This window comes from Cellvibrio zantedeschiae, assembly GCF_014652535.1.
Taxonomy (GTDB): domain Bacteria; phylum Pseudomonadota; class Gammaproteobacteria; order Pseudomonadales; family Cellvibrionaceae; genus Cellvibrio; species Cellvibrio zantedeschiae.
The window spans coordinates 2,221,103-2,243,012 of sequence record NZ_BMYZ01000001.1 but is presented as its reverse complement, the minus strand read 5'-3'; the positions used below and the strand labels follow the sequence as shown (position 1 = coordinate 2,243,012).

The 21,910-nt window shown below is 47.1% G+C and carries 22 protein-coding genes; 21 read left to right on the top strand and 1 reads right to left on the bottom strand.

Annotated elements, in window-relative coordinates; genetic code table 11:
- Positions 1-92 precede the first annotated feature (92 nt).
- The 19 genes from IE104_RS09960 (at position 93) to greA (ending at position 18,210) form a co-directional block, all read left to right on the top strand.
- On the top strand, positions 93-1,406 hold the full coding sequence (locus tag IE104_RS09960; RefSeq protein WP_189417944.1) for a zinc-dependent metalloprotease: 1,314 nt from the start codon (positions 93-95) through the stop codon (positions 1,404-1,406).
- A gap of 220 nt (positions 1,407-1,626) precedes the next feature.
- Positions 1,627-2,097 carry a transcriptional regulator NrdR gene (gene nrdR, locus IE104_RS09955; protein WP_189417942.1) on the top strand — a complete coding sequence of 157 codons (471 nt, stop codon included), beginning with the start codon at positions 1,627-1,629 and terminating at the stop codon, positions 2,095-2,097.
- Between the two features lie 2 nt (positions 2,098-2,099).
- Entirely contained in the window at positions 2,100-3,224 is a 1,125-nt protein-coding gene (gene ribD, locus IE104_RS09950; RefSeq protein ID WP_189417940.1) for a bifunctional diaminohydroxyphosphoribosylaminopyrimidine deaminase/5-amino-6-(5-phosphoribosylamino)uracil reductase RibD, read from the top strand.
- Positions 3,225-3,285: 61 nt separating this feature from the next.
- Positions 3,286-3,849, top strand: a complete 564-nt coding sequence (locus tag IE104_RS09945) for an RDD family protein (RefSeq protein ID WP_189417938.1) — start codon at positions 3,286-3,288, stop codon at positions 3,847-3,849.
- Between the two features lie 147 nt (positions 3,850-3,996).
- On the top strand, positions 3,997-4,656 hold the full coding sequence (locus IE104_RS09940) for a riboflavin synthase (RefSeq protein WP_189417936.1): 660 nt from the start codon (positions 3,997-3,999) through the stop codon (positions 4,654-4,656).
- Positions 4,656-5,195: a hypothetical protein gene (locus tag IE104_RS09935; protein ID WP_189417935.1), complete on the top strand. Its 540-nt coding sequence runs from the start codon at positions 4,656-4,658 to the stop codon at positions 5,193-5,195. The genes IE104_RS09940 and IE104_RS09935 overlap by 1 nt, the downstream gene beginning before the upstream one ends.
- A gap of 23 nt (positions 5,196-5,218) precedes the next feature.
- The gene (gene ribBA / locus IE104_RS09930; RefSeq protein ID WP_189417933.1) at positions 5,219-6,331 is read left to right on the top strand and encodes a bifunctional 3,4-dihydroxy-2-butanone-4-phosphate synthase/GTP cyclohydrolase II; all 1,113 of its coding nucleotides are present in this window, start codon (positions 5,219-5,221) and stop codon (positions 6,329-6,331) included.
- Positions 6,332-6,370: 39 nt separating this feature from the next.
- Positions 6,371-6,841 carry a 6,7-dimethyl-8-ribityllumazine synthase gene (gene ribH / locus IE104_RS09925; RefSeq protein ID WP_189417931.1) on the top strand — a complete coding sequence of 157 codons (471 nt, stop codon included), beginning with the start codon at positions 6,371-6,373 and terminating at the stop codon, positions 6,839-6,841.
- Between the two features lie 120 nt (positions 6,842-6,961).
- Positions 6,962-7,441, top strand: coding sequence for a transcription antitermination factor NusB (gene nusB / locus IE104_RS09920; protein WP_189417930.1), 480 nt, complete (start codon positions 6,962-6,964; stop codon positions 7,439-7,441).
- A gap of 29 nt (positions 7,442-7,470) precedes the next feature.
- On the top strand, positions 7,471-8,460 hold the full coding sequence (gene thiL / locus IE104_RS09915; RefSeq protein WP_189417928.1) for a thiamine-phosphate kinase: 990 nt from the start codon (positions 7,471-7,473) through the stop codon (positions 8,458-8,460).
- A gap of 27 nt (positions 8,461-8,487) precedes the next feature.
- Positions 8,488-8,970, top strand: coding sequence for a phosphatidylglycerophosphatase A family protein (locus tag IE104_RS09910; protein WP_189417927.1), 483 nt, complete (start codon positions 8,488-8,490; stop codon positions 8,968-8,970).
- A gap of 15 nt (positions 8,971-8,985) precedes the next feature.
- A complete protein-coding gene (locus tag IE104_RS09905) occupies positions 8,986-9,615 on the top strand; it encodes a retropepsin-like aspartic protease family protein (RefSeq protein WP_189417925.1) in 630 nt (209 codons plus the stop codon).
- A 37-nt stretch (positions 9,616-9,652) separates the two neighbouring features.
- Positions 9,653-10,258 (top strand): GTP cyclohydrolase II, encoded by a 606-nt coding sequence (gene ribA, locus IE104_RS09900; protein ID WP_189417923.1) that lies wholly within the window; start codon positions 9,653-9,655, stop codon positions 10,256-10,258.
- A 27-nt stretch (positions 10,259-10,285) separates the two neighbouring features.
- Positions 10,286-11,092: a 4-hydroxy-tetrahydrodipicolinate reductase gene (dapB, locus tag IE104_RS09895; protein ID WP_189417921.1), complete on the top strand. Its 807-nt coding sequence runs from the start codon at positions 10,286-10,288 to the stop codon at positions 11,090-11,092.
- Between the two features lie 29 nt (positions 11,093-11,121).
- Positions 11,122-11,676, top strand: a complete 555-nt coding sequence (locus tag IE104_RS09890) for an outer membrane beta-barrel protein (protein WP_189417919.1) — start codon at positions 11,122-11,124, stop codon at positions 11,674-11,676.
- Between the two features lie 8 nt (positions 11,677-11,684).
- A complete protein-coding gene (locus IE104_RS09885) occupies positions 11,685-12,623 on the top strand; it encodes a DUF808 domain-containing protein (protein ID WP_189417917.1) in 939 nt (312 codons plus the stop codon).
- A 385-nt stretch (positions 12,624-13,008) separates the two neighbouring features.
- On the top strand, positions 13,009-14,154 hold the full coding sequence (gene carA, locus IE104_RS09880) for a glutamine-hydrolyzing carbamoyl-phosphate synthase small subunit (RefSeq protein WP_189417915.1): 1,146 nt from the start codon (positions 13,009-13,011) through the stop codon (positions 14,152-14,154).
- Between the two features lie 129 nt (positions 14,155-14,283).
- The gene (gene carB, locus IE104_RS09875; protein WP_189417908.1) at positions 14,284-17,514 is read left to right on the top strand and encodes a carbamoyl-phosphate synthase large subunit; all 3,231 of its coding nucleotides are present in this window, start codon (positions 14,284-14,286) and stop codon (positions 17,512-17,514) included.
- Positions 17,515-17,730: 216 nt separating this feature from the next.
- The gene (greA, locus tag IE104_RS09870; protein ID WP_189417901.1) at positions 17,731-18,210 is read left to right on the top strand and encodes a transcription elongation factor GreA; all 480 of its coding nucleotides are present in this window, start codon (positions 17,731-17,733) and stop codon (positions 18,208-18,210) included.
- Between the two features lie 62 nt (positions 18,211-18,272).
- Here greA and IE104_RS09865 read toward each other — a convergent pair whose 3' ends face one another.
- Positions 18,273-18,575: a YhbY family RNA-binding protein gene (locus tag IE104_RS09865; protein WP_189417900.1), complete on the bottom strand. Its 303-nt coding sequence runs from the start codon at positions 18,573-18,575 to the stop codon at positions 18,273-18,275.
- Positions 18,576-18,862: 287 nt separating this feature from the next.
- Between IE104_RS09865 and ftsH the strand changes: the two genes are divergently transcribed.
- Both ftsH and folP read left to right on the top strand, forming a co-directional pair.
- Positions 18,863-20,773: an ATP-dependent zinc metalloprotease FtsH gene (gene ftsH, locus IE104_RS09860; RefSeq protein ID WP_189417898.1), complete on the top strand. Its 1,911-nt coding sequence runs from the start codon at positions 18,863-18,865 to the stop codon at positions 20,771-20,773.
- A 269-nt stretch (positions 20,774-21,042) separates the two neighbouring features.
- Complete coding sequence (gene folP / locus IE104_RS09855) at positions 21,043-21,888, top strand: dihydropteroate synthase (protein ID WP_189417896.1); 846 nt, start codon at positions 21,043-21,045, stop codon at positions 21,886-21,888.
- The last annotated feature ends 22 nt before the right edge of the window (positions 21,889-21,910 follow it).

The following is a 21,910-nucleotide window of genomic DNA, read 5'->3' as shown; positions in this document are numbered from 1 at the left end:
AGCACATAATAGATAGCGTTTGGCTTTAACGGATGCGCGCACAATTTAGTGAATCACGGAGGGTTTAATGTAAAGTCAATTGAGAAAACCCTATGAAACTTTTATTAAAAAATAGTCTGTTGATCATCGTCAGTTTAATGTCGATGCTTTTCACTTCCGCAACCTTTGCTGCGAATGCCGTGATTGATGTACTTGTGGTCTATACCAAAGGCACAGCCGATGCTTACGGTGGCGATCCAACCACTCGCATTAATCAAATTTTCCAAGTAACGAATCAAATTTATAAAGATTCAAATCTGAATGTTGAGTTGCGCGTTGCTAAAACATTAATGGTGAATTACACCGATGATAATACGGCTGACGTTGCTTTAAATGATATTACCTTCGCAAAAAATTCTGCGTTTTCTGGCGTAGCGGCTGCGCGCGAACAAGCCAAAGCAGACATGGTTATTTTTTATCGTCAGTTTAAATCTGTTCAAGGCAGTTGTGGCTTGGCCTGGATTGGCGGTCAGGGAACCAACGGTGATTTTTCAAATCCCTACATTAAAAATTATATGTATTCGCACATCGCCATAAATTCTTGCGGTGATTTTGTGACTGCTCACGAATTGGGTCACAACATGGGTTTAAAACATTCGCGCAAACAAGATGGTAGTGGTGGCACCTATGCTTACGCCTTGGGTTACGGTGTTGTAAATCAGTTTGCGACTGTGATGGCATACCAATCGGAATTCAATGTAGATTACTGGAGCGGAAAAATTTATAAATTTTCCAGCCCTGAATTAACCTGCAAAGGTGTTCCCTGCGGTGTGAGCCGAACAGATTCTGTGAATGGTGCCGATGCGCGTTATGCAGTAAGCATTACGGCTCCGCAAATTGCTAATTTTTATTCAGCGCCTTCTTCCAGCTCGAGTTCAAAAGCCAGCTCATCACAAGTGAGCTCAAAGGCCAGTTCATCAATTGCAGTTACCAAACCTGTATCTTCAGTTGCCAGCTCAAAAGCAGCTTCCAGTGTTACACCCATTATTATCGCCAGCAGTAAATCAAGCGAAGCGAAATCCAGTGCAAAAAGCAGTAGCAGCCTAAGCAGTGTTAAAACAAGTGTGAGTTCTGCTGCCTCATCCAAAGCTGCAGCGGTTGCTTTTACTCGCGTAGCCGATGTGGCGCAATACATGGGGGCAGATTGGGCAAACGAAGTGCGTCGCGATAAAGCTTTAACGCTTGACCAAGCTAAAGCAATCGCAGCTGCCAATCCAAAAATTACCTATTTCTTTATCACCAAGGGTGGGCAAATGTCTTTGGGCGCTAAGGGCGTATTCCGCTCTGGCGATGCAGTCTTTTTCTCTGGCAAACCCTGGTATGGATCGGCTCCCGGTTTAGCGGATGCTTATGAGAAAACGCCTTAACGAGTGTGTAAGACCTGTGTGTAGTGTGTGGTAGATGTAAGTGGTAAGAACAAGAAGTGTTAATCAACGTTTGAGTTACTCCTGTTACCCAGCTTCGGCTGGGTTTTTTATTTGGGCATCGCAATAACCTGACGCCAATCCCAATGGCCTAAGGTGACAGCAAAGAACCTCCAATATGCTAAGATGTGCCCCTTTCTAAAAATGCTTAGGGTTGCGCAAGATGCATTGTCCTTTTTGTAGTGCCGAAGATACCAAAGTTATAGATTCTCGCCTGGTGGCTGAAGGCGACCAGGTGCGCCGCCGTCGCGAATGCTTGTCCTGCCACGAGCGTTTCACCACTTTTGAAGTGGCTGAATTGGTAATGCCGCGCATCATCAAACAAAATGGTACGCGTGAACCTTTCGACGAAAACAAATTGCGCGCCGGTTTATTGCGTGCGCTGGAAAAACGGCCGGTCAGTATTGAAGCGATTGAGTCCTCCATCAACCACATCAAACATTTTTTACAAGCGACCGGTGAGCGCGAAGTGAAATCTATTGCCGTAGGCGAGAAGGTTATGGAGCAATTGCAGAAGCTCGACGAAGTCGCCTATGTGCGCTTTGCTTCCGTATATCGCCGCTTCAAAGATTTGAACGAATTCCGTCAGGAAATCGACCGCCTTGAACAACAGCCAGAATCAGAAAAACTCTAAGCATGGCCATTACCACTGACGATTATCCTTTTATGGCGCAAGCGCTTCGTTTGGCGGAGCGTGGTCGCTACACCACTATGCCCAATCCGCGAGTTGGTTGCGTTTTGGTAAAAAACGGTGCAGTTGTCGCTGAAGGCTGGCATATCCGCGCGGGCGAGGGCCACGCGGAAGTCAACGCGCTCGCAGCGGCGGGCAATAACGCCCAAGGTGTAACCGCCTACGTTACCCTTGAACCCTGCAGTCATACCGGTAAAACCGGGCCTTGCAGCCACGCTTTGGTGGATGCAGGCATAAGCCGCGTCGTTTACGCGATGGAAGATCCTAATCCTCTGGTTGCCGGTCGTGGCCTCGATTATCTGCGCGAACACAATGTTCAGGTCGATGGTCCGTTGTTGGAGGATGACGCACGAGCCCTTAATCCCGGTTTTGTTAAACGTATGGAGCGCAAACTTCCCTTCGTTCGCTGCAAAATGGGTATGAGTCTGGACGGCCGCACCGCCATGGCGAGCGGTGAAAGCCAGTGGGTTACAGGCAAAAAAGCGCGTGGCGATGTACAGCGCTTACGCGCTCGCAGCTGCGCGATTATCAGCGGTATAGATTCCATTTTGCTGGATAATTCATCCCTAACGGTACGAATAGATGAGCTGGAAATGCCCGATGCAGAACAGGCTGCAGCCAAGCAACCGCTGCGTGTGGTGTTGGATTCCAATGTGCGTTTGAGCCGCAAAGCCAAGATCCTTACTCAAGAAACGCCAATTCTAGTTGTCCATAATGGCAGCGCTGATGCTGACAAGCTAACCGGATGGCCGGACCATGTAGAATTTATCGCACTGCCTGCCAATGATGGGCGCGTTAATCTGGGCGCTTTGCTGAGCGAATTGGCTAAACGTCAATGTAATGAAGTTTTGGTAGAAACCGGTGCTACCCTGGCGGCCAATTTTTTACGGCGTGGCCTGGTAGATGAGTTGATTATTTACATGGCGCCCAAACTATTGGGTAGCAGCGCGCGGCCTTTGTTTGATTTACCCCTGGTGAGTATGTCGTCCGCGCTACCCCTAAAAATTAGCGATATGCGCGCGGTGGGTACGGATTGGCGCATTACCGCCGTTCCGGATACAGAATATTAATGAGTTTTGCTTTTAGCTTGGTTAGCCCTCGTTAACTAAGTCATTGTAGATAGGTACAGCTTTGAACGATCAACAACCCGAGGGTTTCCAGCCTTCATCCGCTACGGGCGGCGACAATACGGCTTCATACAACAAGCGCTTTTTGGCATTTGTAATCGACGTTTTCTTGATTGCCGTAATGCTTATGTTTTTTATGCAGTACTTGGGTATCGACCCCGGCCAAGCAGCTGATATGCAAAGTGCCCAGGCAGAGTTAATAAAAAAACTGGCGGCACTTTCTGATTCGCAAAAAATGCTTTTAACCTTTTCGCCTATGATCAGTTTTTTCCTGCTTCATGGTTATTTGCTGTATCACCAGGGTCAAACCGTCGGCAAGAAAGTAATGGGAATTGCCATAGTGACGCTCGACAACCAAAAACCGGCATTTATGGCGTTGATCGCCCAGCGTTATTTTTCCCAATGGATTATGGGCATGGTGCCTGTCATTGGTGTGGCATTGCGTCTGGCCGACGTGCTGTTGATTTTTCGCAGAGATAAGCGCTGCTTGCACGACTTGATAGCGCGAACCAAGGTAATTGATCTCAGTGTAAAAGTGGCTGTTACACCCAATAGTTTTGTGGCTTAAGTGAAGATCAAATTTTTCGATCAAAACCTGTTTAAAGATACTCTCGAAATTTGTAGTAACGGCTTATAGACTTGCTACTTCGTTGCTGTAGCGACTCAAGACCTCAGCGACCACAAGATATCAGCGATCACAGGAATAGGACCAACTATGTTTACCGGCATCATCGAAGCAATTGGCGAAGTGGTTGCGCTCCAGCCAAAAAACGGCGATTTGCGTTTGCGTATTAAAACCCATGGTCTGGATTTAGGTGATGTTCGTCTGGGCGATTCAATTGCTACCAATGGTGTTTGCCTAACGGTTGTAGATCTCCCGGGCGATGGTTACTGGGCCGATGTGTCGCGCGAAACCCTCGACAACACCAGTCTGCCAAATTGGAAAGTTGGCCAGCGCGTTAATCTGGAAAAAGCGCTTACACCACAAACTCGCCTGGGTGGCCACATTGTTAGCGGCCATGTAGACGGAATTGGTGAGGTGGTTAGCCGTCACCCTGATGCCCGCTCAGAACGCTTTCGTATTCGCGCCCCCAAAGCGCTCGCCAAATACATAGCCCATAAAGGTTCAATCACTGTCGACGGGACCAGTCTCACGATAAATAAAGTTGATGGCGCGGAGTTTGAATTAAACATAGTCCCTCATACACTTAAGGAAACGATTATGGGCAGCTATCAAGCTGGTTCAAGCGTTAACCTTGAAGTTGATGTGCTCGCGCGCTATTTGGAGCGTTTGATGCTGGGTGATAAAGCCGCCGAAAGTACAGAGCAGGGCGGTGTTACGCTCGAATTTTTAGCCAGGAATGGATTTGTGTAGTGCCTACTCCCTCACGCCTTATGCCCAAGTACAAACCGCAGCCTTTCGGTGTTGCGGGCTGGCTTGTGCTTTTGGCATTGGTGTCTGTGGGCTTGTATATTTTTTGGGTGCACCCGTTCGTATCACTTTCTGCGTTAGCAATTGTGTTAGGTCTGTTTGTTTATGAACGGTTCAAGGCTTACCGACACTTCGGTATTTTGGTCAGTCAGCGAGTGGGTGAATCTTTATCTACATTCGCACGCGAGCAAAATTTAAGGGAGATTGATACCTTCGTTGTTCGCGCCGTGTATGAAGAAATACGGTTGGATCTGCCCGTGCAAAACTTTCCTTTGCGCTGGAGCGATAATCTCTATTCAGATCTCCTTTTAACAGGTGACGAAATGGAAGACCTTATTGAGCGGGTTGCGCTGAGAGCGGGGCGGTGCATTAGGCATACAGCCGCAAATCCCCTGGCTGGAAAAATACTGACGGTTGGTGACTTGATTGCTTTTTTTAATCACCAACCACAAGACCACTCTGGTCTTAATCAGCAAATTTAAGAAAATCGATACAGAGAATGCCTATGCAACTCAACACCATAGAAGAACTGATTGAAGATATGCGTCACGGTAAAATGGTTATACTGATGGATGACGAAGACCGTGAAAATGAAGGCGACCTGATTATGGTTGCCGAGCAAGTGCGCCCCGAAGATATTAATTTTATGGCCACCCACGCGCGCGGCCTGATTTGTTTGACCCTTACCCAAGAGCGCTGCAAACAGCTCGATTTGCCATTAATGGTTACCGACAACAAATCCCAACACACTACCAATTTCACTGTATCTATTGAGGCTGCAGAAGGTGTGAGTACGGGGATTTCCGCAGCGGATCGCGCCTTAACAGTACGCGCTGCGGTGCGTGCCAATGCCAAGGCGAGCGACATAGTACAGCCAGGACATATTTTCCCCTTGATGAGCCAACCGGGCGGCGTTATGAGCCGCGCTGGCCATACTGAAGCAGGTTGTGATCTTGCTCGTTTGGCAGGTTTTGAACCCGCAGCGGTGATTGTTGAGGTGATGAACCCTGACGGCAGCATGGCGCGCAGGCCAGATCTTGAGCAATTTGCCGAGCAACATGACTTAAAAATCGGTACCATTGCCGACCTGATCCATTATCGCGCCACCAAAGAAAAAACCGTTGCCTGCATTAACACTCGTAAAGTGGAAACCCTTTACGGCGAATTTGAGCTGCGCACCTACCGCGATTTAGCGCGCGGCGATCTACACTTTGTGATGGTAAAAGGCGAAATTACCGCTGAACCAACCTTGGTGCGCGTACATGTGATGGATCTTGCGCGGGATATTTTAAGCTTGCAGCGTCCTTCTATTGCAGGTGGCAAAGCCTGGTCTTATCAGGAAGCACTCAAACGTGTGAATGATGAAGGCAAAGGCGTGGTGCTACTGATTTGTCACGACGAATCCACCAGCGAAGTTGAAGAAAGTATTGATTGGTTGTTGAGCGGAAAACAACAGCGCCGCAGCCCGGAAGTTTTATACAAACAAGTCGGCACCGGCTCGCAAATCCTGCGCGACTTGGGGGTGCGTAAAATGCGCGTCATGTCTGCGCCTATGCGCTACTCCGCCTTGTCAGGTTTTGATTTGGAAGTGGTTGAATACGTTTGCCCTGATGCCTGAGCGCATAATAATTTATTGGAATCTTAAAGAGAAAAATTTATGAGCAACATCAAAGTTATCGAAGGAAATTTCGCCGCGTCAAAAGGCAAGTACGCCTTGATTGTGAGCCGCTGGAATAGTTTCGTTGTAGAAAGTTTGAAAGAAGGCGCTTTGGATACTTTGCGTCGTCACGGTATTCCAGACGCTAATGTCACCATTTATTACGCACCGGGTGCATTTGAATTTCCGTTGGTTGCACAAAAAATCGCTGCCAAAAAAGAATTCGATGCAATCATCGCTTTGGGTGCGGTTATTCGCGGTGGTACACCACACTTTGATTATGTTGCTGGCGAGTGCACCAAAGGTTTGGCGCAAGTGTCATTGAATGCAGGTGTTCCCATTACCTTTGGTGTACTGACTGTAGATTCCATTGAGCAGGCTATCGAGCGTTCTGGAACCAAAGCAGGTAATAAAGGTGTTGAAGCTGCCTCCACTGCTCTGGAAATGGTTTCGCTCATTGGTAATATTTAACGCCTTGGCGTATTGAGTTTAAGTAGTAAGCAACCTCTTTTACTAATAGGAGAGGTTGCAGATTGAAATAGCTTTTAATGATTGCGCAGCGCAATCAATGTTCTTTATCAGGTAAAAGTAATGACTTCCCAGAATCAAAAAGGCACTGCTCAAAAAGGCCACGTTGCCGCCACTCGCCGTATGGCTCGCCACTATGCCATGCAAGCGCTCTATCAATGGAAAATGGCGGGTGCCAGTATCAACGCAATTGAAGCAGAGTTTCGCGTTGATAATGATATGAGTAATGTAGATTTGGAATATTTCCACGAAATATTGCACGGAGTGCCTGAACATTTATCCGACCTTGAAGCGACCTTTGAACCATTTTTGGTTGAACGCGCGCTTACTGAGTTGGACCCAGTGACGGAAGCCTTGTTGCGTCTGTCTACCTACGAATTAAAATTCCGTATCGATGTTCCCTACAAAGTTGTTATCAACGAATCAGTTTCGCTAGCCAAAAAATTTGGCGCAGAAGATAGCCACAAATTTATCAACGGCGTGTTGGATAAAACCGCTGCTGTGGTTCGTGCCGTTGAAGTGAAAGCCAATCGGGGAGATTAATCGCACGCGCTTGTCGCACGCGATTTACTATGCGCGAATTTGAACTTATCCGTGAGTTTTTCCAGCGCGAACAAGCTGATTTGTTGCTGGAAGATAAAGCGCAAGCAAGTGTGATCCTGGGTATAGGTGACGATTGCGCGCTCCTGCAAATTCCCGCAAACCAACAATTGGCAACTTCGGTGGACACTTTAGTTGCTGATGTGCATTTCCCCGCAGACGCCAAACCGGAAGATATCGCCGAGCGCGCCTTGCGTACAAACCTTAGCGATTTGGCAGCCATGGGCGCAGAACCTTTGTGGTTCACGCTGGCACTGACTCTACCCAAAAGTTCTAATTATGTTAGCGAAGAATGGCTGCGCGGTTTTAGTCGCGGTTTGTTTCGTGCAGCTAATAAATATGAAATTGTATTGGTTGGCGGTGATACCACATCTGGACCACTGAGTATTACTATTCAGGTTATGGGCGCCGTTGAGTCGCATCACGCTATGCGGCGCGATGGTGCAAGCATTGGCGATTTTGTTTGCGTGACCAACTCACTGGGTGATGGTGCGGCCGCTTTAGCGGTTATGCAGAACCGCCTAGCGTTGAACGCAGATCATGAACATTATTTGCGCGAGCGTTTTTATCGTCCTACACCGCGTTTAATTGAGTCTGGTTTATTAAAAGGAATCGCCAGTGCGGCGCTCGATATTTCAGATGGTTTGGTGGCAGATTTAAACCACATTTGCGAAGCCAGCGATTTGGGAGCGGTGATTGATGTAGAAAATTTGCCGCTTTCTCCGGCCTTGCTTGCAGTTGGCGATCTGCAACAAGCGCGCACTTGGGCATTGAGCGGCGGTGATGATTATGAATTGTGCTTTACGGTGTCACCGGAAAAAATGCCTGAGCTGGCCATGTTAATCGCGCAAGAAAAAATTAACGCGACTGTTGTTGGCGAAATCGTTGCAGGTGTTGGTGTGCAATGTGAGCTAGAGGGCGAAGCCTACGAATTAACGGCGCAAGGTTACCAGCATTTTTAATGGTCGCTAAATTTTAAGAATTTGAAAATGACTACACCAAACTTTAAGCAGCTGTTGACGAATCCCAATCATTTTTTTTCATTTGGTTTTGGTAGTGGCTTGGCTCCCAAAGCACCGGGTACCTTCGGTACGCTTGCCGCTGTGCCTATTTATTGGTTGCTGCAAGATTTGGCTTGGCCGATTTACGGCACTTGGTTAGTTGTGACTTTTGCGCTCGGTGTTTATTGGTGTGATCGTTCATCAAAGCAACTAGGCGTGCACGATCACGGCGGCATAGTATGGGATGAATTTGTTGGTTATTGGATAACCATGTTCCTCGCTCCCAAAGGCTGGCTTTGGATATTGCTGGGCTTCGTTCTGTTTCGCTTTTTTGACATCATTAAACCCTGGCCAATAAATTGGCTGGATCGCAAAGTCGATGGCGGCTTTGGCATTATGATTGATGATGTGTTGGCAGGTATCTACGCGTTTGTTGTTTTACAAACCTGCGTTTACTTTTATCCATATTAAGATCAAGGAAGATAAATGAAAGCATTGGTGGCCATAATATTTGCTGTACTAGCGCCTATATGTTTTGGTTTTGAAATTGAAGCCAAGATGCTCGCGCAGGGTAGCGCTATATTACTGATTGATGGCAAGCAACGTATGTTGCGTGCAGGCACCAAAAGCCCCGAAGGCGTGTTGCTGGTTTCTGCTGATGGCACACAAGCTGTATTGGAAATTGAAGGAAAGCGTAAAACGATTTCTTTATCGCGTGGCATAGTCAACCAGTTTAAAACAGCGGAAAAAACTGAAATACGCATTGCCAGTAGTCTTGGTGGGCATTACCAAACAAAAGGTTTAATCAACGGAAGCGCAGTTGATTTTTTAGTGGATACGGGCGCGACTACAATTGCGATGAATCACTTTGAGGCAGAACGCTTGGGAATTGATTATCGCGCCGGAACCCCGATTAACGTCAACACGGCTAATGGTATTGCAAAAGCATTCCTCGTTACCTTGTCGAGCGTGTCGGTTGGCAATATTGTTATACACCAGGTGCCCGCAGCAGTAAGCAGTACAGATTCGCCATCGGTTGTTTTATTGGGTAATAGTTATCTCAGTAAAGTGGATTTAAAAATTGATCAAGGCGTGTTGGTACTAAAAGAAAAATAAAACTGATTTTATTTTTCACAATTATTGAGGTCGTTCAGTGACAATTCGTTTTATAGAATCTTGCAAATTGCCGACACCCTTTGGCATGTTTGTAATGCACGGTTTTGAAGATGACAAGACCGAAAAAGAGCATGTGGTACTCACCATGGGCGATATCAGTGGTTGCGAACCTTTGCTCGCGCGCGTTCATTCGGAATGTTTAACGGGCGATGCACTGTTTAGTTTGCGTTGTGATTGTGGCCCGCAATTGCAAGCTGCCATGCATAAAATTGGTTTGGTAGGGCGCGGTGTTATTTTTTACTTGCGTCAGGAAGGTCGCGGTATTGGTTTGGTGAATAAAATTCGTGCTTACTCATTGCAGGATTGCGGTGCAGATACCGTTGAGGCCAATGAGCAGTTAGGTTTTGGTGCAGATATGCGCGACTACAGCATTTTGAAACCAATGCTCGAACATTTAAATATTAAATCGCTAAAGTTACTTACCAATAATCCGCGCAAAGTAAAAGCGCTACAAGATATGGGTATCAATGTGGTTGAGCGTATGCCGCATCAGACAGGTCGCAATCCACACAATGCAAAATATCTTGAAACAAAAGCTGGTAAGCTCGGGCATTTGTTTAATGAAATAGATGAAGACAAATAGTCTTCAGTAAATTAAGAAGAGAGTTATATGACAACAAGAATTGCAATCGCCGGTGCTGCTGGCCGTATGGGTAAAGCACTTATTGAATCTACCCATAAAAATTCTGATACAACTTTGGCTGCTGCAATTGTTCGCCCTACAAGTTCATTGGTTGGTGTTGATGCAGGCGAGTTTGGCGGCCTCGGTAAAATTGATGTAAAAATAGTGGGCGATATTGCAGCTGTTGTTGATCAATTTGACGTTTTGATTGATTTCAGTTCGCCAGCGGCGACACTCGCTAACGTAAAAATTTGTGCCGCTCACAAAAAGCCAATCGTCGTAGGTACAACAGGTTTTAGCGATGCTGAAAAAGCTGAGCTGCTTTCTTATCAAACGCAAATTCCTTTATTGCTTTCTGCTAACTTTTCTACCGGTGTAAATCTTTGTTTTAAATTACTCGATATTGCAGCGCGTGTATTGGGTGATGAATACGACGTGGAAGTTTACGAAGCCCATCATCGCCACAAAGTGGATTCTCCTTCAGGTACGGCTGTGCGCATGGGTGAAGTTTTGGCGAATGCATTAGATCGCGATTTGAAAAAAGTGGCTGTCTATGGTCGCGAAGGCCAAATTGGCGCGCGTCCGCGTGACACTATTGGTTTTGCAACTGTGCGCGGTGGCGACGTAGTGGGCGATCACACCGTTATGTTTATGGCAGATGGCGAGCGTGTTGAAATTACGCACAAAGCGTCCAGTCGTTTGGCATTTTCAAACGGCGCTGTGCGTGCGGCGATTTGGTTGCAACAACAAAAAAATGGTTTGTTTGATATGCAGGATGTTTTAGGTCTTAGATAAGTTGCTCGTAAACTGATAAGGAATATTTTATGGATAAGTTAAAAGTGTTGATTATTACTGCGATGGTTTCCGCCTCTGCTTCTGCCGCGGAAGCATCTACATCCGTCGATGATCTTCGTTTTGGGCTAATGTTGTCCAAAACGAAGGTTGATCTCGATATTGGCGGTGAGAGTGCATCGCAAGATGTGAATGCAACTGTGCTCTTTGTGGAAAAACACATCACTCCCCGTATTGCGGTCCACGTGGATTACAAACATATTAACAATGATTGCGATGAGGTTTGTGCGGATTCAACTAACTTAACTCGCAGTGTTGAACTTTCTGCACGCTTTTCACAAAAGCCAGCTGAGTGGCTTGAGGTTTTTGGGCGTGCCGGTGTCAATTATTATTCCGAGAAGTCGTTCTCATCGTGGCATCTAGCGCACTTCTCCAGCACTGAGTCGGGTTTCGGGCCTGTTGTGGCTGCAGGTTTTGCTGTTTCGCTCGAAAAGAACATTCAGCTAGGCATCGAGTATGATGTATCGTTTTTGCGGTCAAGTGAGAAAGCTGCCTTTGCCTCACTGTTCATTAGCATGAATTATTAGGAATTTTTATGGCCGGTTCCAGTTTGCTACTGTTGATCGACGACATCGCCGCCGTGCTTGATGACGTTGCAGTCATGACCAAGGTCGCCGCAAAAAAAACCGCAGGTGTATTGGGTGATGATCTTGCGCTCAATGCCGAACAGGTTTCCGGTGTACGTGCGGAGCGGGAGTTGCCAGTAGTTTGGGCGGTTGCTAAAGGTTCTTTTATCAATAAAGCCATTCTGGTGCCGGCAGCTTTGTTGATCAGTGCTTTCGTTCCCTGGTTGATCACACCGCTGTTGATGATTGGCGGTTTGTATTTGTGCTACGAGGGTGTGGAAAAACTCGCGCACAAATTCCTGCACAGTGATGCAGAAGAAAAAGCCGAGCACGATGCATTGGAAGCCGCGTTGCACAATCCTCACGTTGATATGGTGGATTTTGAACGGGAGAAAATCAAAGGCGCAATTCGTACAGATTTTGTCCTCTCCGCAGAGATTATCGTAATCACCCTGGGCGCAATTGCCAAAGCAGCTTTTATGGTTCAGGTCGCGGCAGTCATTACGGTAGCGATTCTGATGACGGTAGGGGTTTACGGTTTTGTGGCGCTTATCGTGAAGTTGGACGATATGGGCTTGCATCTCCTGCAAAAGCAAGGGCAGGGCGCCTGGCTTGGCTTCCAACACAAGGTCGGCAAAGGCCTGCTGGTCACTGCACCGGTCTTAATGAAAGTCTTATCTGTCGCGGGAACTGTCGCCATGTTTTTGGTTGGCGGCGGTATACTGGCGCACGGCTTGCCCTTTTTTCATGGGATCGAGCACAGTATCGAGCATTACTACGGTGGGTTTGCAGCCATTCTCGGCGGTTCACTTGCCAATATGGTTTTAGGTGTAGTGGCTGGCGCAATCGCGCTTTTAGTAACTAGCCTTGTGGGTAAATTATTTTCTAAACCTAAAGCCGCTCATTAAGCACCCATTCCTGCGTCTTTCTCGGTCATTTACCCTGCAACAGGGATTTTCCAATGGACACCCGCGCCCGACTCCCGTAGAATTCGCAGCCAGATTGCGCTCGGCTGTGCTGCGCCCAGTTACAGAATCTAAAGGTACAGAATTTTAGGCCATCGCTCTTTACAACGCCGGGCCGACCTACAAAAAGCGAGATGGGAGTTTATTTCATCTCGCTTTTTTACAACCTGTAACTGGCCAATTTCACTAAAAACCATGAACTCAACTCGCTTTTCGCGCCTTTTTGACTGTGCGATTGCCTTTTTGAGCCTGAAGAAAGTGAACGGCATGCGGATAAAGCGCTCATAGCTTTACGATTTAAAACCACTGCCAAACCCAGGAGGTTTACTTGAATACTCTCGCGAAGAGACCCGCGCTACTCGTACTTGCAGACGGTAGTGTTTTTCGTGGCACTGCTATTGGTGCCGATGGCTTATCCGTTGGTGAGGTAGTTTTTAATACCGCCATTACCGGATACCAGGAAATTCTCACTGATCCATCTTACGCCCAACAAATTGTCACCCTCACTTATCCGCACATAGGCAATACCGGTACCACCCAGGAAGATGCTGAATGTGATCGAATTTGGGCTTCTGGTTTAGTAATTCGTGATTTACCTCTGTTAGCCAGTAATTTCCGCAATACCCAAAGCCTTTCTGATTATCTTAAAGCCCGCAATGTAGTTGGCATCGCTGATATAGATACCCGTCGTTTGACTCGCTTACTGCGTGATAAAGGTGCCCAAAACGGCGCTATCATCGCAGGTGATGACGTTGATGAAGCCAAAGCCTTGGCAGCAGCAAAAGCTTTCGGCGGTTTGAAAGGTTTGGATTTGGCGAAAGAAGTTACTATCAGCGAAGCTTACCAATGGAATGAAAGTAGCTGGGAATTGGGCAAAGGCCACACAGCACTGACCGCACCTAAAAAATTCAAAGTTGTTGCTTACGATTACGGTGTAAAGCGCAACATTCTTCGTCTTTTGGCTGATCGCGATTGCGATTTGACCGTGGTTCCAGCCAAAACCACCGCCGCTGAAGTGTTGGCGATGAATCCCGATGGTGTTTTCCTCTCCAACGGCCCTGGCGATCCAGAGCCTTGTACTTACGCCATTGATGCGATTAAAGAAATCCTCGAAACCGACATCCCTGTATTTGGCATTTGCCTCGGTCACCAATTGTTGGCTTTGGCCTCTGGTGCTAAGACCTTGAAGATGAAGTTCGGTCACCACGGCGGTAACCACCCTGTACAAGATTTGGATAGCAAGCGCGTAATGATCACTGCCCAAAACCACGGTTTTGCGGTAGAAGAAGCGAGCTTGCCCGCGAACCTCAAAGCGACCCACAAGTCCCTGTTTGATGGTTCATTGCAAGGTATTCACCGCACTGACAAGCCGGCTTTTAGCTTCCAGGGGCACCCCGAAGCAAGCCCGGGCCCACACGAAGCGGATACCTTGTTCGATCACTTTATTGAATTGATGCAGGCTCGTAAGAGCTAACACTAAACCCCCTCCTAACCTCCCCCTTGAAAAGGGGGAGGGACTGACTTCACCTTGTAGGTGGCAGGATGTAACTCCTCCCTCTTTTCAAGGGGGAGACTGGGAGGGAGTTAAAGAACCGGAGCAGACATGCCAAAACGTACAGACATAAACAGTATCTTGATCCTCGGTGCAGGCCCGATTGTTATCGGCCAGGCCTGTGAGTTCGACTACTCGGGCGCCCAAGCCTGTAAAGCCCTGCGCGAAGAGGGTTACCGCGTTATTCTGGTGAACTCTAACCCAGCCACCATCATGACCGACCCAGCCATGGCGGATGCAACTTACATCGAGCCGATCGAGTGGCAAACTGTTGAAAAAATCATTGAAAAAGAACGTCCTGATGTAATCCTCCCAACCATGGGCGGCCAAACGGCGCTCAACTGCGCCTTGGCGCTGGCTAAACACGGCGTGCTCGAAAAATACAATGTCGAGCTGATTGGCGCCAAAGAAGAAGCCATCAACATGGCAGAAGACCGCAATCTGTTTGATCAGGCGATGAAACGTATTGGTTTGTCTTGCGCCCGCGCAAAAATCGTTCACAGCTTGGAAGAAGCCAAAGAAGCTCCGAAGGAATTCGGTTTTCCTTGCATTATCCGTCCATCATTCACCATGGGTGGATCTGGTGGCGGCATCGCTTACAACTGGGATGAATTCGAAGAAATTTGTACCCGCGGTTTGGATTTGTCACCCACTAATGAATTGTTAATCGATGAATCTTTGCTGGGCTGGAAAGAGTACGAAATGGAAGTTGTGCGCGACAAGAACGACAACTGCATCATCGTCTGCTCCATCGAAAACTTCGATCCAATGGGTGTGCACACCGGCGACTCAATCACTGTAGCGCCAGCGCAAACCTTGACTGACAAAGAATACCAAATCATGCGTAACGCCTCGATCGCGGTATTGCGTGAAATCGGCGTTGAGACTGGCGGTTCTAACGTACAGTTCGCTGTAAATCCTGTTGATGGCCGCATGGTTGTTATTGAGATGAACCCGCGTGTATCGCGTTCATCTGCACTCGCATCAAAAGCAACAGGTTTCCCGATTGCAAAAATCGCTGCAAAACTCGCAGTGGGTTACACGCTCGACGAATTGAAAAATGATATTACTGGCGGTGCAACTCCAGCGTCATTTGAACCGTCTATCGATTACGTTGTAACAAAAGTTCCTCGTTTCACGTTTGAAAAATTCGGTGATGCAGATGCTCGCTTAACCACGCAAATGAAATCCGTTGGCGAAGTTATGGCGATTGGCCGTACTTTCCAGGAATCATTGCAAAAAGCATTGCGCGGTTTGGAAGTGGGCTCTGCCGGTTTTGAATCAAAAGTTGATGTTACAACTGAAGAAGGCATCGCAAAAATTCGTCGCGAATTAACTACTGCTGGTGCTGAGCGTATCTGGTATGTGGGCGATGCTTTCCGTGCTGGTTTGAGCGTAGAAGATGCATTCAACCTTTCAAAAATTGATCCATGGTTCCTCGTGCAAATCGAAGAATTAATTAACATGGAACAAGCGCTGCGTGGCAAGTCTCTTGCGAATTTAGATGCAGATGCAATTTTCGCCTACAAGCGCAAAGGTTTCTCTGATAAGCGTTTGGCTTTATTGCTCGGCGTAACTGAAAAAGAAGTTCGTCACTATCGTCAAGGTTTGAATGTTCGTCCGGTTTACAAACGTGTTGATACTTGTGCAGCAGAATTCTCAACATCGACTGCTTACATGTACTCCACTTACGAAGAAGAGTGCGAAGCTAACCCGAGCGACAAGAAAAAGATTTTGGTAATCGGCGGTGGTCCAAACCGTATCGGTCAAGGTATCGAGTTCGATTACTGCTGCGTACACGCGGCTTTAGCGATGCGCGAAGACGGTTATGAAACCATTATGGTGAACTGTAACCCTGAAACAGTTTCAACAGATTACGATACATCTGATCGTTTGTTCTTCGAACCAGTGACGTTGGAAGATGTTCTAGAAATCGTTCAAAAAGAAAAACCTGTTGGTGTAATTGTTCAATTCGGTGGCCAGACTCCATTGAAATTATCACGTGCTCTTGAAGCAGAAGGCGTACCGATTATTGGTACTAGTCCAGATGCAATTGATCGCGCAGAAGATCGTGAACGTTTCCAACAAATGATCGACAAACTCGGATTGTTGCAACCGCCAAATGCGATTGTACGTTCGCTTGAGCAAGCATTAGTTGCTGCTGATCGCGTTGGTTATCCGTTGGTTGTGCGTCCATCTTACGTGTTGGGCGGCCGTGCAATGGAAATCGTTTATAAAGAAGATGAGTTGCGCACGTATATGCGCACTGCAGTGCAAGTGTCAGAAGATGCGCCAGTGTTGCTCGATCACTTCTTGAATAACGCTATTGAAGTGGATATTGATTCTGTGTCGGATGGCGAGCAAGTTGTTATCGGCGGCATCATGCAGCACATTGAACAATGCGGTGTTCACTCAGGTGACTCGGCGTGTTCATTGCCACCTTATTCTTTACCTGCTGATGTGCAAAATGAAATGCGCGAGCAAGTTAAGAAAATGGCAATTGAGTTGGGCGTCATTGGTTTGATGAATACCCAGCTTGCCTATCAAGATGGCAAAATTTATGTGATCGAAGTGAACCCGCGTGCATCGCGTACAGTTCCTTTTGTTTCTAAATGTATTGGTGTGTCTTTGGCAAAAATTGCGGCGCGCTGTCAGGCAGGAACAAGCCTGGCTGATCAAGGCTTTACCAAAGAAATTATTCCAAGCTATTACAGCGTGAAAGAAGCGGTATTCCCGTTCAATAAATTCCCTGCGGTAGACCCAATCCTCGGCCCGGAAATGAAATCTACCGGCGAAGTAATGGGCGTGGGCGATAGTTTCGGTGAAGCTTACGGAAAATCACAATTAGGTGCGAACAACCGCATTCCAACATCGGGCACTGCATTTTTAAGCGTGCGCGATATGGATAAAGATGGCATTGTAAGCGTAGGTAAGGATTTGGCTGAGCTTGGCTTCAAGTTGGTTGCTACTCGCGGCACAGCAAATATTTTGCAAGATGCAGGTTTAACTGTTCAGGTCGTGAACAAAGTGCAAGAAGGTCGTCCGCATATTGTTGATATGATCAAAAACGATGAAATCGATTTGATTTTAAATACGGTGGAAGGTCGCCAAGCTACACGTGATTCTGCATCTATTCGTCGCAGCGCAGAAAATCATCGCGTGTATTACAACACGACTTTGGCAGCAGGTTTGGCGGTATGTACTGCGCTGAAAAAAGGTGACAAGATTGAAGTGCGCCGCTTGCAAGATTTGCATCTGCAGGTAAAGGCCCAACAGCACTAGGAAAACACTGAAAATTATCTACGTTGTCATAGCGTCGTTAAAAGCAGGCTCAACATGCTCATTTATTTCAATAAACTCCGCTGTTTTGCCTGTTTTTGCCTTGCGCTGACTGCCTTGAAAACATTTTTCAGCATTTCCCCGTAGTTGGCTCTCATAACCATTAATTTGCAACAAAAGGCCTGTTCATCAGGCCTTTGTACTTAAAGGAAAGACGAAATGAGCACTAAGTTTCCAATGACTGCGCTCGGCGCAGAAAAATTAGCGGCCGAGTTAGAAGATCTTAAAAAAGTTCAGCGTCCACGTATTGTGAATGCAATTGCTGAAGCACGTGCCCATGGCGATTTGAAAGAGAACGCCGAATACTCTGCCGCGCGCGAGCAACAAAGTTTTTGCGAAGGCCGTATTCAAGAAATCGAAGGCAAGCTGAGCAATGCGCAAATTATCGACGTCACTAAAATTCCACATTCCGGCAAAGTAATTTTCGGTACGACTGTAACCATTATTAATTTGGAAACAGACCAAACCGTTACCTACCAAATCGTGGGCGATGATGAGGCAGAAATCAAAGCTAACAAAATTTCCGTCAATTCACCCATTGCGCGTGCATTGATCGGTAAAGAAGAAGGTGATGTTGTTGTTGTAAAAGCGCCAGGTGGCGAAGTGGAATATGAAATCGACACGGTCGAGCATATCTAATTACTGCTTCAATAAAAAAGCCGCCCAATGAGGCGGCTTTTTTATTGAAGCGACAAAAATGTTTATCTATGTAAATTCGACAATTTAGGATTTGCTTTTTTATTGCCGCGATAGAGAATAACTACTTTGCCAATTTCTTGAATTAGTTCAACATTAGGCAATGCAACAATTTCAGCAACGAGTGCTTTACGCTCATCGCGGTCGGCAAGGCCGAGTTTAACTTTGATCAACTCGTGGTCGTCTAAAGCGCGGTTTAGCTCCAGCAGCACGCCTTCGCTCAAGCCATTGCCAGCAATGGTGACAATCGGGTTGAGTTTGTGGCCAATGGTACGAAATGATTTTTTACGCTCTGCGCTGATGGGCATAGTTACTTACCTTAAGGAATCCGAAATCGGCATCTAAATACGAAGGGTCGCTATTGTAGCCCACTAAGCCGTACTAGGGCTAATGAGATAGCGAGATTTGCCGTTAAAGGTTATATGGGTTTTTGTTTCACTTCGGCAATTAAGTGCTAAAGTTAAATGAACAACCCCCGTAGTATTTCTGCCAGGCCTTGCAATTCCGGATTTACTCCCCAAGTATACAAAAGAAGTCACAAGTCCCGTTTTTTTGATGTTTAACGCTGTTTTAATGCATATATGAGGATCTCTCCTTGAACGATATCACCAAGAACCTCCTGATTTGGCTCGTAATTCTTGTAGTCGTGATCAGTGTGTTCCAAAACTTCAGCAGAACTCCGAGTAGCGACACTATTAGCTATTCAGAGTTTATCAAGGCTGTCAAAGATGAGAGGGTTCAAGAGGTCATTATTGATCCTACGAGCATTGAAGGTGTTTACACAGACCGAACCTCATTTAAAGCAGTCCGTCCGCAGACTCCTGATCCTAAATTGCTGGATGATCTTTATGTTCACAACGTGTCTATTAAAGGCCGTGAAATCGAGCAGCCAAGCTTCCTGTATCAATTGTTCCTCGCTTGCGCACCAGTTTTAATTATTCTCGGTGTTTTCTGGTTCTTTATGCGCCAAATGCAAGGCGGTGGCGGCGGTAAAGGCGGCCCCATGAGCTTTGGTAAGAGCAAGGCGCGCCTGCTAGGTGAAGACCAAATCAAGACTACTTTTGCTGACGTAGCAGGTGTAGATGAAGCTAAAGAAGAGGTTCAAGAGCTTGTACAGTTCTTGCGCGATCCTTCCAAGTTCCAACGCTTGGGCGGCATGATTCCACGCGGCGTATTGATGGTTGGCCCACCAGGTACAGGTAAAACCTTGTTGGCTAAAGCTATCGCCGGTGAAGCAAAAGTACCTTTTTTCTCGATTTCAGGTTCTGATTTCGTAGAAATGTTCGTGGGTGTTGGTGCTAGCCGCGTACGCGACATGTTTGATCAAGCCAAGAAACAAGCGCCATGCATTATTTTTATTGACGAGATCGACGCTGTAGGTCGTCACCGTGGCGGTGGTCATGGCGGTGGCCATGATGAGCGCGAACAAACCCTTAACCAATTGCTGGTGGAGATGGACGGTTTTGAAGGCAATGATGGTGTGATCATTATCGCCGCTACTAACCGTGCAGATGTGTTGGATAAAGCTTTGTTGCGTCCAGGCCGTTTTGACCGTCAGGTTTATGTAGGTTTGCCTGATATCCGCGGTCGTGAACAAATTCTTAAAGTTCATATGCGCAAAGTACCGCTCGATGAACGCGTCAGTGCATCAGTTATTGCTCGTGGTACTCCGGGCTTCTCCGGTGCTGAGCTGGCAAACCTTGTGAACGAGGCAGCCTTGACTGCTGCGCGCGGAAACAAGCGTTTGGTGACTATGGAAGATTTCGAAAAGGCTCGCGATAAAATCATGATGGGCGCTGAACGCAAGTCCATGGTAATGAGCGAGAAAGAGAAAGAAAACACGGCTTACCACGAAGCTGGTCACGCGATTATCGGTTGCTTGGTGCCTGAGCATGATCCGGTACATAAGGTCACCATTATTCCGCGTGGTGGTGCATTGGGCGTAACCCAATATTTGCCAGAGGAAGACAAGTACAGCTGGAGCAAGCGTTCACTTGAATCACGCCTGTGCACTTTGTTTGGCGGTCGTATCGCTGAAGAAATGACTTTAGGTATCGATGGCGTGACCACTGGTGCTTCTAACGATATCGAGCGCGCAACCAGCATGGCGCGCAGTATGGTAACCAAGTGGGGCTTGTCAGCCAAACTGGGTCCATTGCATTACGGCGAGGAAGAGGGCGCATACCCAGGTATGGCGACTCAACAATATTCCGGTGAAACTTCTCGTCAAATCGATGAGGAAGTTCGTCGAATTATTGATGAATGCTACGCCCGCGCCAAGCAAATTTTGGAAGAGAACCGCGATGTGCTGGAAACTATGAAAGACGCTTTAATGGAGTATGAAACCATTGATGCGGAACAAGTAGCGGATTTGATGGCGCGTCGTAAAGTTCGCCCACCTCGCGAGTGGAATGACGATGACTTCAACAGCCATTTGCGCAATAAGGATTCCGGCGATTCTGGCGAACAAGCGGGTCCGATTGGTGGCCCAGCAAATACGCATTAACGGTTAGCAGAGTGAAGTAATGGAAGTGAGCAAGAGGGCTAGATGGATAGTTTTGTTGCTGTTAATGGTTTCTTGCATTGCTTGTTACTTTATTGGATTTAAAACTGGAATGCTTGCCGCTATTGTTATGGGTTTGATATTGGAAGCCTGTTTTTGGGTTGGGCTTCTAAAAATAAAACCCTACTGGCCGAAGAAGTAATTCAAATTTCAGTTCACAAAACCCCGAGCTTGCTCGGGGTTATTTTTTATCCGGGTTCAGTAGGATTTTTATGAAATTGCAGTGCGCCGCGCACACATTGGATTTATCCACACCAAAAATAATGGGCATCCTCAATATCACTCCGGATTCTTTTTCGGATGGTGGTAACTATTTCCAAGATGGTCACGCCTCTCTTGATCTAGTGCTTAAACGTGCAGAACAAATGTTGGAGGAGGGGGCGGATATTTTAGATGTTGGTGGAGAATCCACTCGCCCCGGTGCAGCTACAGTTTCTGAACAAGAAGAATTGGAGCGTGTTATCCCTGTTGTTCAGGCGCTCGTGGAAAGACTGGGGGCTTTGGTTTCAGTAGATACCAGTACCGCAAGTGTAATTCGTGAGTCCGCACAAATGGGGGCTGGGATCATCAATGATGTTCGGGCTTTGACGCGTGATGGTGCGCTCTCCGCTGCTGCAAAAACAGGGCTGCCGATATGTTTGATGCATATGCAGGGGCAGCCGCAAACTATGCAGAACGCACCGAGTTACCAGGACGTGGTTGCTGAGGTATCGGGCTTTTTGCAGGAGCGAATTGCAGCTTGCAGCGCGGCCGGCATCACAAAAGAACGCATTTTAGTAGATCCGGGGTTTGGCTTTGGCAAGACTCTCGCGCATAATCTCGCCCTCTTGGCGCGCCTGCCCGAATTGGCAGTTTTGGGAGCTCCTATTCTGGTCGGTTTATCGCGCAAATCTCTTTTAGGACAGTTGCTTAATCGTGGCGTCGATGAGCGTTTGCCAGGTAGTTTGGCGCTGGCATTGGCTGCCGTCGAACGTGGTGCTGCCATCATTCGTGTGCATGATGTGGCTGCTACCAAAGATGTTTTAAGGGTTTATCAAGAAATAAAAAATTCAGCATAACCATTAGTCTCCTAGCTTATTT